We start from the raw sequence: 14,712 nt of genomic DNA on the forward strand, positions 1-14,712 counted from the left end.
AGATGTCAAAATGAAAATTAGCTATCATGGACACTCAGTAGTAAAAATTCAAACAAATTCTCACACTATTTTAATTGACCCTTTTATAACGGGGAATGAAAAAACAGACTTGAACGCAGCTGAACAACAAGTGGATGCTATTCTTTTAACACATGGTCATGACGACCATGTCGGAGATACAGTGGAGATTGCTAAAAAATGCAATGCCATTGTCGTAGCACCTTTTGAACTGGCAAATTATATACAATCTAAAGGGGTAGAAGTGCATCCTATGGGTATCGGAGGCGAGCGTGAATTTGAGTTTGGAAAAGTAAAATTTACTCAAGCTTTTCATAGCTCTTCTACTACAAATGAGGAAGGCCAGGTCATTTATTTAGGGATGCCTACTGGTATTCTCTTCAGTGCAGAGGGAACTACCCTATACCATGCTGGGGATACTGGTTTATTTGGTGATATGAAGCTTATAGGTGATCGACACGATATTGATGTTGCTTTCCTTCCTATAGGTAGCAATTTCACAATGGGACCAGAGGATGCGGCCTATGCTACAGAATTACTTCAGCCTAAAATTGTAGTTCCTATTCACTACAATACTTTTCCACCTATCAAACAAGATCCAAAGTACTTTGAAGGCTTAGTTAAAAAGGCAGAGGTACAAATACTTTCAGCTGGAGAATTTGTTGCACTCTCCTAGCATAAGAAAATTATTAAAATGTGTTACAATAAGCGTATAACTAACGTTTGGATGTGACTACATGACAACAAAACATGAGCAGATTTTGGCTTACATTGAAAACCTTCCCGTTGGTGATAAAATATCGGTTAGGCAAATTGCAAAAGATTTATCGGTAAGTGAAGGAACAGCTTATAGAGCCATTAAGGAAGCAGAAAATAGAAGAATAGTTAGTACTATTGAACGAGTGGGTACGATTCGTATAGAGCTTAAGAAAAAAGAGCACTTCGAACGCCTTACATTCGCAGAGGTAGTTAATATAGTAGATGGACAAGTACTTGGTGGTAAAGCTGGGTTATACAAGACATTGAACAAATTCGTTATTGGTGCCATGCAGCTGGATGATATGATGCGCTACGTAGAGCCAAGCAATCTATTGATCGTTGGTAATCGTTTGAAGGTACATGAGACTGCTTTAAAGGCTGGAGCTGCAGTATTAATCACGGGTGGCTTTGATGTTTTGGAGAACACTAAAAAATTAGCGGATGAGCTAGAACTTCCGGTTATATCCACGAGCTATGATACCTTTACAGTTGCCACGATGATTAATCGAGCGATTGACGACCAGCTTATTAAGAAAGACGTTTTACTAATTGAGGATATATATGTACCACTAGAAGAGACGTCTTATTTATACGCAACAGACCTTGTAAAACAATACAGAGATTTAAATAATATGACCTCTCATGGGGGATTCCCTGTAGTAGATCGATCCAATAAGCTCGTTGGAATAGTGACGGCTCGTGATGTTATCGGAAGAAATAGCAATGAGATGATTGAAAAGGTTATGACGAAGAATCCTATTGCCATTACGATGAAAACGAGCGTTGCTTCTGCTAGCCATCGTATGATTTGGGAAGGAATAGATCTTCTACCTGTTGTTAAAGAGAGCAATTATTTAGAAGGTGTCATCAGTAGGCAGGATGTATTAAAGGCCTTGCAGGCTGCTTCTCGACAGCCTCAAAACGGTGAAACGATTGATGATATAGTAAAGCAGCAGATTAAAGTAGTTTCATCTGAGGAGTTTATGTTTGAATTTGTCGTGACGCCTCAAATGACGGACCATTACGGGGCAATGTCTTATGGCGCTTTTGCGATCCTTTTAACGGAAACAGGAGCACAAGCGTTAAAAATTAAAAAGCGTGGTGAATCTGTCGTTGAAAACATGACGATTTATTTCACTAAGCCTATTCAATTAGAAAGTATCCTGCGCATCCAGGTGAGGGTATTAGAAATGAGTAGGAAAGTAGCGAAGATGGATATTGAGGTTTTCCACGATAAACAATTAGTTGGTAAGGCTATGGTCACTTATCAATTATTAGAAAGATAATGACTAGAAAAGCGCAAGCGCCTATGTCTGCCCCGACAGGCAAATGGAGAAAAGCGAGGAGGCAGTTCCTCAGCCACCGGAGCTTTTATCCATTTGACCCCGAGGGGCAAGGCGGTGGAGCTAGACAACTAGAAAAGCGCAAGCGCCTATGTCTGCCCCGACAGGCAAATGGAGAATAGCGAGGAGGCAGTTCCTCAGCCACCGCAGTTTTTATCCATTTGACCCGAGGGGCAAGGCTGCTTGCGCTAGACATTAATTTATCCCCAGGTTCATCATTCTATAATTTCCTAAACAACAAAAAAAGATGCGGCATTTTGCCGCATCATTGATTTAAACTAAGTTCTTCTTGTACAAACTGACCGTAGTGTTTGGCTGCTTTATAATGATGGTACATAAAATACCCACCGATTAATACAAAGATGATAGATACTACATAAGTGAGTGTTGATTGATAAATCAACATAAAGTTAAAGCCGAAAAACAATATAAACGCTCCAAGACAAACGGAAGCCTTCGCAGTATACCATTTTTTGCGAATAGGAAGTGTTGCACGAAGCTGTTTTGTTTTAAAATAAAAATACCATACAAACGAGACGATTATACCTAAAACTAATATTCCATTTAATATCATGATGTACCTCCAATAAAAGTAATGCTATTTTTATTGTAAAGGTAAACTTAAAAAAAGGCGAATAGTAATGCGTCTCTATGGAGGAAAAATTATGAAAAGACAAATCATTGACACAATCGAGAGCTATGACAAGATTATTATACATCGCCATGTGAGGCCAGATCCTGATGCCTATGGCTCCCAAATTGGCTTAAAGGAATTACTTGCTTTAAATTACCCGAACAAGAAGATATGGGCAACAGGCACGCATGATAGTACATTAGACTTCCTAGCAAAGCCTGATACTGTTACAGACGAGGACTTTAAGGATGCACTAGTTATTGTGACGGATACAGCCAATACAGAGAGAATAGATGACAGTAGATATAATTTAGGTAAATTTTTAATCAAAATAGATCACCATCCGAACGAAGATGCATACGGAGACCTATTATGGGTAAATACAGAGGCGAGTTCTGTAAGTGAAATGATTTGTGAGCTCTTCTTCGATGGAGAGAAATATAAGGGATGGAAAATGGATTCGACTATTGCCCGCCTATTATACGCAGGAATTGTAGGGGACACTGGAAGATTTATGTTCCAAAGCACAACAGAACAAACAATGCTTTATGCAGGTAAACTAATCTCCTACGGTTTTGATCGAACAGAACTATTTAATGGTATGTATGAAGTAGAGAGCAACATGCTTCAGTTAAAAGGCTATATTTACGCTAATTTTGAAATGGAAAATGGCGTAGGACATATGAAATTAACAAGAGAACTTCTGCAAAAATACCAAGTGTCAGAATCTGAGGCTTCCTTATTGGTAAGTGCCTTGTCAGACGTGAAAGGGATGAAATGCTGGGTTTTCTTTATAGAAGACGAAAAGGAAATCCGCGTTCGATTACGTTCCAAGGGTCCAGTTATTAATGGAGTGGCTAAAAAGTATGGTGGCGGGGGACATCCTTTGGCTGCTGGAGCTACTGCTTATTCATGGGAGGAAGCAGACGAAGTATTAGTGGACTTAAAAAAAGCTGTAAATTGAGGTGTTATGAATGCAAACAGTATATCCCCAAATTGTAACCTCAGCGGATATGCTGAAAAGTACAATTCAATTGGAGCAGCTCATTGAAAAGCTGAAAAAAAATAATACAAAGGTGGCAGCCATTACAAACAGTATGTTGTATGGTGTGTTGCCTTTTTGGCATACGCTTATTAAAAATGACATACAGCCGGTCATTGGGCTAACCATCAAGGTGCAGCTAGACAATGGCCCGGTGTCTTTAGTAGTTTATGCGGAGAATAATAAAGGCTATGAAAACATCTTAAAAATTTCAAGTGCAATGGAAACGAGAGAGCTAGATTTACTACCAAAGAAATGGCTGAGTGCTTATAAAGAAGGATTAATAGCAGTGTATAAAGCGGATCCCTTGCTCTCAAAAGATAATCTGATAGAACTAATGGCCATATTTAAACCGAGTTGCTTATTCATTGGGATAGAGCGTCCTAGTGGCAAGCCAACGGAGGAAGAGAGTTTAGTTAGAGAAACAGCTGAAGAACTAGACATTACGCTTACTGTTTATCACGAGTGTCGGTATGTAGATAAAGAGGATGCGTTTGCTTTTGAAGTACTGCATGCAATGGACCAGTCCGTAAAGATGACAGATTTTCAAAGAAAAAAACCAAAGCCAGACGCTCACGTACTTTCTTACGAGGAATGGAAGGAATGGTTTGCAGATGTCCCAGAGTGGATCTCTAATACAAAAACAATGTTAGAGCGTTGTATGGTTGTATTCGATAAGAAAAAGCATATAATGCCGAAATATCCTTTGCCAGTAGATGTGAATGCCAAGGATTATTTAGTATCTCTTTGCAAGGAAGGACTAAAAGAGCGAGTACCACATTATACCCAAGCTTATTTAGATCGTTTGCAATATGAAATAGACGTTATAAGTCAGATGCAATATGAAGATTACTTCTTAATCGTCCAGGATTTCATGAAGTATGCAAAGCGTTCCAATATTTTAACAGGACCTGGAAGGGGTTCCTCTGCCAGCTCCCTTGTAGCTTATACTTTATATATTACAGATGTAGATCCTCTCCAATATGGACTCCTATTTGAACGATTCTTAAACCCTGAACGTATCACGATGCCCGATATAGATATTGACTTTGCTGACTCAAAAAGAATGGAAGTAGTTCGCTATGTAGCGGAAAAGTATGGACAAAATCATGTTTCTCAAATTATTACATTTGGTACCTTGTCAGCGAAAGCAGCTGCCCGTGAAGTAGCAAGAGTATTTGGATTTGAGGCTAGCACCATGAACGCCATTTCCTCGTTTATACCTTCCAAACTAGGAATTACTTTAAAAGAGGCTTACGACCAGTCACCTAAACTAAGAGAATTTATCCAAACAGAAGATATGCGTAAAAAGTGGTTTGAAGTTGCTCTAAAATTAGAGGGACTACCAAGAAATGCATCTACCCATGCCGCAGGAATAGTGTTATCCCCACAACCTTTAGTAAATACTGTCCCAATTCAAAAGGGGCATGATGAGATTTATTTAACGCAATGGCCAATGAAGGAAGTGGAGGAAAAAGGCTTATTAAAGATGGACTTTTTAGGATTGCGAAATTTAACAATAATTGAGCGAATTCTTAAATCGATTCATGGTAAGAAGTCTTCTATTTCTTTAAAGGATATACCATTAAATGACGAACGAACGTTTAGCCTTCTTCAAAAAGGCGATACAACGGGAGTATTCCAGTTAGAGTCAGCTGGTATGCGTAATGCATTAAAACAAATTAGACCGACTAGATTTGAAGACATTGTAGCAGTTAATGCACTATACAGACCAGGCCCGATGGATAGCATCCCTCTATATGCAAAACGTAAGCTTGGACAGGCACCTATTACTTACGAGCACCCAGTTTTAGAGCCGATATTAAGAGAAACATATGGAATTATTGTGTATCAGGAACAGATCATGCAAATTGCCTCCAAAATGGCTGGCTTTACATTTGGCGAGGCTGACTTGCTTAGAAGAGCCGTTAGTAAAAAAAATAGAGAAGTTTTAGAAAAGGAACGTCATCACTTCGTCCAAAAAGCCAAACAGCTCGGTCATGAGGACCAGGCAGCCACTTCTGTTTATGATTTAATCGTCCGTTTTGCAGATTACGGGTTCCCAAAAAGCCATGCGGTTGCATATAGCGTTATTTCTTATCAAATGGCTTATTTAAAGGCTCACTATCCATTAGAATTTTACGGTGCTCTCTTAAGTACTGCGATAGGGAATCAGGAAAAGATTAATCAGCTTGTAATCGAGATGAAACAAAGAGGTATAGCTGTGTTACCTCCTTCTATTTTTAAAAGCCAGTCATCCTTTAGTGTAGAGAACAATGGAATTCGCTTTGGCCTTCAGGCGATAAAGGGGATCTCGTATCCATTCACGCAAAAGCTTCTACAGCAAAGGCATAAACGGCCAGCGAAATGGGAAGATATTTTTGACATGGCTTCTGATTTGTCTGCTGTTTTCTTTACTAGGAAAAATATCGAGCCACTTGTAAAGGCTGGAGCTTTGGATGAATTTGGAGTGGAACGTTCTACGTTATTAGCAACTATAGATGCTGCCGTAAAATATGCGGAGCTTGTCAGTCCTACAGAGGAAACGGATTTATTTGAAGGAGACTCTTCTCCTTTCGGAAAATCAAAATATATTAAAATGGATCCGTTACCAATCATGTCAAAGTTAGAATTTGAAAAAGAAGTGCTTGGTCAATATTTTTCAGAGCATCCAACAGTCTCTAAGAAAAAGATGGATAATAACATCCAGCATATTTGGGATATTCAACAGTCTTCGAAGGATTCTTATGTGAAGGTTATTGGAATGGTGGAGGATATTAGAAGGATTCGGACAAAAAAAGGTGAAGCAATGGCTTTTGTCACCGTCCAAGATGATACCGGGACAGTTTCTATCACTTTATTTCCGGATGATTTTGCTAAATTTAATACCCTTCTAAAAGAACAAGCTATTCTTTTTATAGAAGGTAAGAAAGAGACTAGAAATGGTAGAGTACAAATAATTGCGAAGAATATCTCTACCTGTTGATTACTAATATCTTCAACGATTTTGGATATGGTTACTTAGTGTAGAAAGATAAGCCATCACCACGTGCGCATAGCGACGGTGATGGCTTATTTTTTTTGTTGTTCATAAGGCTATTGTTAAAGGGAAAAGTGTCACACGCGTCCGGTACTTATGCTATTCGATTAACTTCTCTTTTTAAATAACAAAATGACATTCCATATCAACCCAATAACAATGCATATTATTGAAAGGAAAAATGTAAGCCAATAAAAGCTTCCTGCTGGAACGGTGAACTGCGCCAAAATAAATAATATGATTCCAAAAAACAAATACATGTGTGGTAATACAAATCTATTCATTGTCCTTGCACCCTTCCTGATTAACTAGAATATTCTTATCGGATAGCCATTTTTTTATCTGATTTATTGATTACTAATAAAATAATTCCTAAAATACAAGGAAATAAATATATTACTAACATCGTTTCATCCAGGAATTTAAGCATTTCATAATCTGGGAAATTAATATTTCTTTTAATATATGCTATGAAATTAGGAACAAATAAAATCCAGTAAATAACCGTCATTACTATCAATTGTATTTTTGACGCAAATATCAGGGTTAATACGAAAAAAAAAGTTGTTAATGCTGCTAAAAAAATGAATAATTTCAACTCTTCCATGCTATAAGTGACTGGTGTATAGGTAGTCAATAATAGTTTCCTCAAAAAACACAAAATAAGTAAAACTATTGAAAAGAATACACTGATTGTAAAAGATATAATTTGACTAAGTTTCATATATATATTCCCCCTTCAATGAATCTCACTCTTTTTCATACCTATAAAGAACTTTTCCTTAAAAGAAAAAACGCTCAATTACTCAATTTCTACTTCACAAACTCGATTTAATTTTAACATAAATATCCAGTTGACGTGAGCTGATTTTAAACAGACGTAGGGTATACGTGTCACCATATCTGTTAATCAATGAGATACTTTTATTTTTGCCGACGTTTGGTGAATTAGTTGCCACAACATTTGTTTTCTGCACTCAAATAATCTTTGATAAATAAAGTAATTAATGTTTTTTCTTTACGTAATGGAAGATTTTATGTATCCTATTATTTATAAGTGGTCTGACCACTTTGTAATTTATGGAAGAGTGATGTAGTTTGAATTCAGATAAGGCCTCAAGAAAAATGTTTCTGGAAATTGTAAAACAACTGAGACAGCTTATTCATGATGAAAAAGTACCTATTGGTGGAAAATTACCTTCGGAAAGAGAGCTTGCAGAACGACTACAAGTTGGAAGATCTTCCGTAAGAGAAGCACTTCGAAGCATGGAATTACTAGGCTTAATAGAGACTAGAAGGGGAGAAGGAACTTTTCTTTCAGATTATCGAAAACATAAACTGGTAGAAGTGCTATCGACCTTTATTCTGCAGGAGGCTAAGCCTAAGGAAGATGTCCATATCACAAGAGAGGCACTTGAAAAAGATGCTATTAGAAAGGTATGTCTTTCCGAAAAGCTACATAAACTTTTAATTTGGGATGCTTTTATAGAAAAATTGCAGGTGGAAGAAGTGCAAAGAGAAGACATTATTAGAGAAATCCTAATCTTATCGGACAATCGCCTTGGCTTGAAAATTTGGTTTTTATTGAAGCAATATGGTGGAGAGCCTTATCGTAGCTACATGACTTTAGAAGAGAAAGGAATTTGGACTCAATTGCTAGAATGTATAAAGCTAGGAGATGAGAAAAAAGGAATTTCTTTTTTTGAGGATTGGCTATTGTTACTAAACAGGGGAGATGTTTAAATGAGCATTCGAGATATATTTAGAAAGAACCAAAAAAGAAAATATGCGACTATACCATCGGAGAAAGCACATGATGTTCCTGAAGGAATTATGGTTAAATGTCCGGAGTGTAGGAAGAATGTTTTCACCAAGGATCTTATGAAAAACTTAAAGGTTTGTCCTTCCTGTGAACATCATATGAAAATGACAGCTCAAGAACGTATTGATATTTTTCTAGATGAAGACACCTTTGTTTCAATGGATGATCATTTAGAAACAGTAAATCCATTAAATTTTCCTAGCTACACGGAAAAGGTTAAATCAGATTCTAACAAAACAGGCTTGAATGAGGCAGTGTTAACTGGCATTGGGAAACTGAAGGAACATACGGTTGTAGTGGCAGTAATGGACTCCCATTTCCGTATGGGATCTATGGGATCGGTAGTCGGCGAAAAAATTACGAGAGCAATTGAAAAAGCAACGGAGCTGAAAGTTCCTTTTATCATTTATACAGCGAGCGGTGGAGCAAGAATGCAAGAAGGCGTATTGTCTTTAATGCAGATGGCAAAGACATCTGTTGCTTTAAGAAGACATAGCGACCATGGTTTATTATATATTTCTATTTTAACTCACCCAACTACTGGAGGAGTCTCCGCAAGCTTTGCCTCAGTCGGAGATATTAATCTAGCAGAACCACGTGCACTTATCGGATTTGCTGGAAGACGAGTCATTGAACAAACCGTTCGTGAGAAGCTGCCAGACGATTTTCAAACAGCTGAATTTTTAATGGAGCATGGTCAGCTGGATGCAGTTGTACACCGACAAGAAATGAGAGACACGGTAGCGAATCTAGTTAACTTACATGTTCAAAAGGAGGTAGTCGTATGGTAAAGGTACTTCCATTTGAGGAGCCAATCGTACAGCTTAAAAATAAAATAGAAGAAATTAAAGAGTACACTGCAACAGCAGAAGTAGATATGTCTATTGAGATTGAAAAGCTGGAAGAGAGACTAAAAAAACTAGAGATGGATATATATGAGAATATGGAGCCATGGGATAGAGTACAAGTAGCTCGACATCCAGGCCGTCCTACTACTAGAGATTATATACAACGGTTGTTTACTAATTTCATAGAGCTTCATGGAGATCGTTCATACGGCGATGATGCTGCTATTATAGCTGGAATAGCACTGTTGAACGGAAATCCAATTACTATAATTGGGCATCAGCGGGGAATAGATACAAAGGAAAATATAAAACGGAATTTCGGTATGCCTCATCCTGAAGGATATCGCAAAGCACTTCGTTTGATGAAACAAGCAGAAAAGTTTAATCGTCCGATCATTTGTTTTATAGATACAAAGGGTGCCTATCCAGGTAAGGCTGCTGAAGAAAGAGGGCAAAGTGAAGCAATTGCTAGAAATTTAGTAGAGATGGCTGGCCTAAAGGTACCTGTAATTAGCGTTGTTATCGGAGAAGGAGGAAGTGGAGGAGCGTTAGCGTTAGGTTTGTCTAACCATATTCATATGCTTGAAAACTCTACCTACTCTGTTATCTCACCGGAGGGAGCTGCGTCTATTCTTTGGAAGGATGCCTCGCTCGCGAAGGAAGCAGCAGAAGCGATGAAAATTACCGCTCCAGACTTAAAAAAAATGAATATAATTGATACAATTATAAGAGAGGTTCATGGAGGAGCACATAAAGATATTGAAAAGCAAGCAGAGTACATGAAGGACGTGCTTGTTAGCTCATTAAGAGAACTATCCATGCTCTCACCAGAAGAATTAGTAGAAACACGCTACAAAAAATTTAAGCAAATTGGTCAATTTAAAGAAAATGCGTCTTTATAGACGCATTTTTTTTGAAAGTTTCTCATGTTACACTTATAGTTAATAGAGGTAAGTTTGGAGGGGATAGAGAGATGAAACGTATTGGTGTATTAACTAGTGGCGGAGACGCTCCAGGTATGAATGCTGCAATTCGAGCAGTTGTAAGAAAGGCCATATTTGAAGGTATTGAAGTTGTCGGTATTTTACATGGCTATCAAGGATTAATAGAAGGAAAAATGGAAAAGCTGGATCTGGGTTCTGTTGGTGACATCATCCAAAGAGGTGGAACAAAGCTTTACTCTGCGAGATGTCCAGAATTTAGAACAGAAGAAGGCCAATTAAAGGCAATTGAACAGTTGAAGGCTAATGAAATTGATGGACTCGTGATTATTGGGGGAGACGGATCCTACCGTGGATCTATGACTCTTACAAAGAACGGGTTCCCATGTGTTGGGATTCCAGGTACTATCGATAATGATATTCCAGGAACTGATTATACATTAGGTTTTGATACTGCGCTTAATACAGTAATTGAATGTATTGATAAAATTAGAGACACTGCCACTTCACATGATCGCACCTTTATCATTGAAGTCATGGGAAGAGATGCTGGAGACTTAGCTTTATGGGCTGGGCTTGCAGGAGGAGCAGAAACCATTATCGTTCCTGAGGTAGAGATGGATATTACAGAGGTAGTGGAACGCTTAGAAAGTGGAACGGCACGTGGAAAGAAACATAGTATTATTGTAGTAGCAGAAGGTGTAATGAGTGGACAGGAATTTGCTGCAAAACTTAAGGAGCATGCTAATATTGAGACGAGAGTTTCAGTGTTAGGGCATATTCAACGCGGTGGTTCTCCTACAGGACGAGATCGTGTGTTGGCGAGTTTATTTGGGGCAAAAGCTGTAGAAGTGTTAATGGCTGGTACTGGAGGCCGTGCAATTGGAATACAAAATCATCAAGTGGTAGACTATGATATGACGGAAGCCTTTGAAAAAACGGAAGAATTTGATCAAGCAATGTATCGCTTATCTAAAGAGTTGTCTATTTAAGATTACATAAATTACAGCAATAGGAAGGATTAGATGTATGAGAAAAACTAAAATAGTTTGTACAATTGGACCAGCAAGTGAATCAGAGGAAACATTAGAAAAGCTAATAGAAGCTGGCATGAATGTTGCTCGCTTAAACTTTTCTCATGGTAGCCATGAAGAACATGCTGGAAGAATCGAACGTATTAAAAAAGTAGCTAAAAGATTAGACAAAATTGTTGGAATCTTACTGGATACGAAAGGTCCTGAGATTCGCACACATAAGATGGAAAATGATGGAATTGAACTAGCATCTGGGCAATCCATTGATATCTCTATGACAGAAGTGCTAGGCAATAATGAGCGTTTCTCTATTTCCTATGAAAAGTTAATAGAGGATGTACAGGAAGGGTCTATTATATTACTTGATGATGGGCTGATCGAGCTTATCGTGAAGGGAATAGATTTAGAAAATGGAATTATTCATACGTATGTACAAAACGCTGGAACTTTAAAGAATAACAAGGGTGTTAACGTACCAGGAGTTTCTGTGCAATTACCAGGTATTACAGAAAAAGATGCAAAAGATATTCTCTTTGGTATTGAACGGGATGTGGATTTCGTTGCTGCTTCTTTTGTTCGTAGAGCTAAAGATGTACAGGAAATCCGTGAACTTTTAGAAAATAATAATGGATCTCATATTCAAATCATACCTAAAATTGAAAACCAAGAGGGTGTCGATAATATTGATGAAATCCTTCAAGTTTCTGATGGCTTAATGGTTGCAAGGGGAGATCTTGGAGTAGAGATTCCTGCGGAAGAAGTTCCACTAGTACAAAAATCACTTATTCAAAAATGTAACGAAGCAGGTAAGCCGGTTATTACTGCGACACAAATGTTAGACTCTATGCAAAGAAATCCTCGTCCTACACGTGCAGAAGCAAGTGACGTGGCAAACGCAATCTTTGACGGTACAGATGCTATTATGCTTTCTGGTGAGACAGCTGCTGGGCTATATCCACTTGAAGCAGTTCAGACGATGGATAAAATCGCAAAACGTACCGAAAATGCAATTGATTATCGTGCTATTGTTAACAAACTAAGCAAGGCAAGAGAAGTTAATCTGACAGATGCAATAGGGCAAGCGGTTGCTCATACTGCCATTAACTTAAAGGTTAAAGCGGTTATTGCTCCGACAGAAAGTGGACATACAGCTAAAATGATTTCTAAATTTAGACCTGGTGTGCCTATTATTGCTGTGACATCTACTGTAAAACCATCTAGATTGCTTACATTAGTATGGGGAGTGTATCCGATAGTTGGAAAGAAAGCACATTCCACGGATGAGGTACTAGAAATTGCTGTGGAGGAAAGTATTTTACAGCATTATGTGACACACGGAGATTTAGTGGTAATCACTGCAGGAGTTCCAGTTGGACAAGCAGGTACTACTAACTTAATGAAAGTTCATGTTATTGGAGACATGGTGGCTAAGGGGCAAGGTATCGGAAAGAAAACTGCCTTTGGTAAAGCAATCGTTGTTAATAACGCAAAGGAACTAGAAGGTCAAGATACAAGTAATAGTATTATCGTGACCATTGGTTCTGACAAAGATATGGTTCCTGCTATTGAGAATTGCAAAGGCTTGATCACAGAAGAAGGTGGCTTAACAAGTCATGCTGCTGTCGTAGGTTTAAGCTTTGGAATTCCTGTAATAGTTGGGGTTCAAGATGCAACGAAACTAATAGAAAATGGTCAAGAGCTTACGTTAGATGCTGAAAGTGGTGTAATCTACAGCGGGCAAGCTAGCATTATTTAATTAGATATTCTAAGAATTTATATATTTTCAAGACAAGTGCCTCACATAAAGTGAGGCACTTGTTTTATACTTAGTATAGAAGGACGGTGTCTTTATGAAATGGATCATAGGTTTGTTTATAGTAGTTCCTGCAGTTGAGTTGTATATTTTACTTTTAGCAGGTAAGTCATTAGGAGCTTTCAATACACTTTTACTAATCATGGCCACTGGAATTATTGGTGGTTTTGTAGCAAAGCGTCAAGGTATGAAAGCTTTCCGCGAGGTTTCGGATAGTGTGAAAAACTACCAAGCACCGGGTGAATCAGCGATTAATGGAATATGTATTTTCATTGGTGCTATTTTAGTAATACTACCAGGATTTATCTCTGATATTCTTGGGTTTTTATTGTTGTTCTCACCAACGCGTAAGCTGTTCAAACCTTTGTTTTATAGATGGGTTAAGAAAAAGATGAAAAATGGTCAAGTCATCGTGATGAAGTCTTCATAGACCCTCCCCATTTGTTAGCTATTAAATAGATGAATGGGCTGAATAGAATACCAACAAAGCCAAATATTAATACTGCCGCAGCACTTAAAAAGAATACATGGACAGCTTTAATCTGCATAGAAGCCGACCAAAGTAAATTGTCTACTATATGTCTTGTAAGCTGCACAAAAATATAAAGCAATAAAATAATACTGCCAAATAGTTTCGCGTCTAGCAGGAAGAAATAAATACTCATAGGTATTAAAATTATGCCAGTCCCAAGAAAAGGTATGCTATCTACTAAAGAAATTAAAAAAGCATTTTTTATCGGGTTATGTAGACCAAGCACGTTAAAGCCTATAGAAAGTAAAATAAATGTAATTAACAATAACTTCACTTCCACGCCCAAAAAGCTATTAACTACCTCCGAAGACTTCATGACTACTTTATGAAAGAATTCTCTTGTTTTCACTGGGAAATAGATCAGGAACCAAAGTCTATTCTTTGTAGACTCATACAACGAAAAAAAAAGTCCAATGCTAAAAAGAAGTACTTCAAAAACATAGGTAGGCAGATGAGTAAGATTCACCAATAAATTATTTAAAATGGTGTTTAATAGCTCTTGGAACTTGTCTTCAAACATTAGAAATATAGGATGCTTTTGCAAGTCATCAAAAGGTAAATATAAAAGATGCTCATGCAGAAGAGGTATAAGCGTGACTAATGATTGAAAGATAAAATATACGAAAAGTAAAAAGCTACTTAATATAATTACCTCTGTTAATAGTACACTCACTATAATTGGCAGCCTGAGTTTCTTGTGAAAGAAATTAGACGTTGGAAATAATAGATAACCGCACAGGATAGATAACGTTAAAGGGTAAGCAATGAAAAGGATTAATCCAATGATTCCAATTGGCATCCAATAAGATATAATATCTTTCTTGTTTATTTGAAAACTAACTATATTCATCCATTCTTTTCTCAGTATAAATTGATTGAAAAGTTA

13 protein-coding genes are annotated in these 14,712 nt (G+C 37.6%); 10 read left to right on the forward strand and 3 right to left on the reverse strand.

What is annotated here, in order from left to right; translation table 11 throughout:
* Window positions 1-10: 10 nt before the first annotated feature.
* On the forward strand, window positions 11-694 hold the full coding sequence (locus tag MKY09_RS06645) for a metal-dependent hydrolase (RefSeq protein ID WP_340883031.1): 684 nt from the start codon (window positions 11-13) through the stop codon (window positions 692-694).
* Between the two features lie 61 nt (window positions 695-755).
* Window positions 756-2,063 carry a DRTGG domain-containing protein gene (locus MKY09_RS06650; RefSeq protein ID WP_169360952.1) on the forward strand — a complete coding sequence of 436 codons (1,308 nt, stop codon included), beginning with the start codon at window positions 756-758 and terminating at the stop codon, window positions 2,061-2,063.
* Window positions 2,064-2,385: 322 nt separating this feature from the next.
* Here the strand turns inward: MKY09_RS06650 and MKY09_RS06655 are convergent, their stop codons facing one another.
* Window positions 2,386-2,694 (reverse strand): YtpI family protein, encoded by a 309-nt coding sequence (locus MKY09_RS06655; RefSeq protein WP_169360326.1) that lies wholly within the window; start codon window positions 2,692-2,694, stop codon window positions 2,386-2,388.
* Between the two features lie 91 nt (window positions 2,695-2,785).
* Between MKY09_RS06655 and MKY09_RS06660 the strand changes: the two genes are divergently transcribed.
* A complete protein-coding gene (locus MKY09_RS06660; RefSeq protein ID WP_342567918.1) occupies window positions 2,786-3,718 on the forward strand; it encodes a bifunctional oligoribonuclease/PAP phosphatase NrnA in 933 nt (310 codons plus the stop codon).
* A gap of 10 nt (window positions 3,719-3,728) precedes the next feature.
* A complete protein-coding gene (gene dnaE / locus MKY09_RS06665; RefSeq protein ID WP_342567919.1) occupies window positions 3,729-6,782 on the forward strand; it encodes a DNA polymerase III subunit alpha in 3,054 nt (1,017 codons plus the stop codon).
* 373 nt (window positions 6,783-7,155) lie between these two features.
* Here dnaE and MKY09_RS06670 read toward each other — a convergent pair whose 3' ends face one another.
* Window positions 7,156-7,560, reverse strand: a complete 405-nt coding sequence (locus MKY09_RS06670; protein ID WP_342567920.1) for a hypothetical protein — start codon at window positions 7,558-7,560, stop codon at window positions 7,156-7,158.
* 401 nt (window positions 7,561-7,961) lie between these two features.
* Between MKY09_RS06670 and MKY09_RS06675 the strand changes: the two genes are divergently transcribed.
* From MKY09_RS06675 to MKY09_RS06700, 6 genes are all read left to right on the forward strand, one after another.
* Window positions 7,962-8,579, forward strand: coding sequence for a GntR family transcriptional regulator (locus MKY09_RS06675; RefSeq protein WP_298471398.1), 618 nt, complete (start codon window positions 7,962-7,964; stop codon window positions 8,577-8,579).
* Window positions 8,580-9,449, forward strand: coding sequence for an acetyl-CoA carboxylase, carboxyltransferase subunit beta (gene accD, locus MKY09_RS06680; protein WP_169360322.1), 870 nt, complete (start codon window positions 8,580-8,582; stop codon window positions 9,447-9,449). It begins immediately after the preceding gene.
* On the forward strand, window positions 9,443-10,408 hold the full coding sequence (gene accA / locus MKY09_RS06685) for an acetyl-CoA carboxylase carboxyl transferase subunit alpha (RefSeq protein ID WP_342567921.1): 966 nt from the start codon (window positions 9,443-9,445) through the stop codon (window positions 10,406-10,408). The genes accD and accA overlap by 7 nt, the downstream gene beginning before the upstream one ends.
* A gap of 71 nt (window positions 10,409-10,479) precedes the next feature.
* Window positions 10,480-11,439, forward strand: coding sequence for a 6-phosphofructokinase (pfkA, locus tag MKY09_RS06690; RefSeq protein WP_169360320.1), 960 nt, complete (start codon window positions 10,480-10,482; stop codon window positions 11,437-11,439).
* 37 nt (window positions 11,440-11,476) lie between these two features.
* On the forward strand, window positions 11,477-13,237 hold the full coding sequence (pyk, locus tag MKY09_RS06695; RefSeq protein WP_342567922.1) for a pyruvate kinase: 1,761 nt from the start codon (window positions 11,477-11,479) through the stop codon (window positions 13,235-13,237).
* 94 nt (window positions 13,238-13,331) lie between these two features.
* The gene (locus MKY09_RS06700) at window positions 13,332-13,724 is read left to right on the forward strand and encodes an FxsA family protein (RefSeq protein WP_342567923.1); all 393 of its coding nucleotides are present in this window, start codon (window positions 13,332-13,334) and stop codon (window positions 13,722-13,724) included.
* Here the strand turns inward: MKY09_RS06700 and MKY09_RS06705 are convergent.
* The gene (locus tag MKY09_RS06705) at window positions 13,702-14,676 is read right to left on the reverse strand and encodes an AI-2E family transporter (RefSeq protein WP_342567924.1); all 975 of its coding nucleotides are present in this window, start codon (window positions 14,674-14,676) and stop codon (window positions 13,702-13,704) included. The two genes, MKY09_RS06700 and MKY09_RS06705, sit on opposite strands and share 23 nt — an antisense overlap.
* Window positions 14,677-14,712: the final 36 nt, after the last annotated feature.

It is taken from the genome of Psychrobacillus sp. FSL K6-4046 (assembly GCF_038624605.1).
Taxonomy (GTDB): Bacteria; Bacillota; Bacilli; order Bacillales_A; family Planococcaceae; genus Psychrobacillus.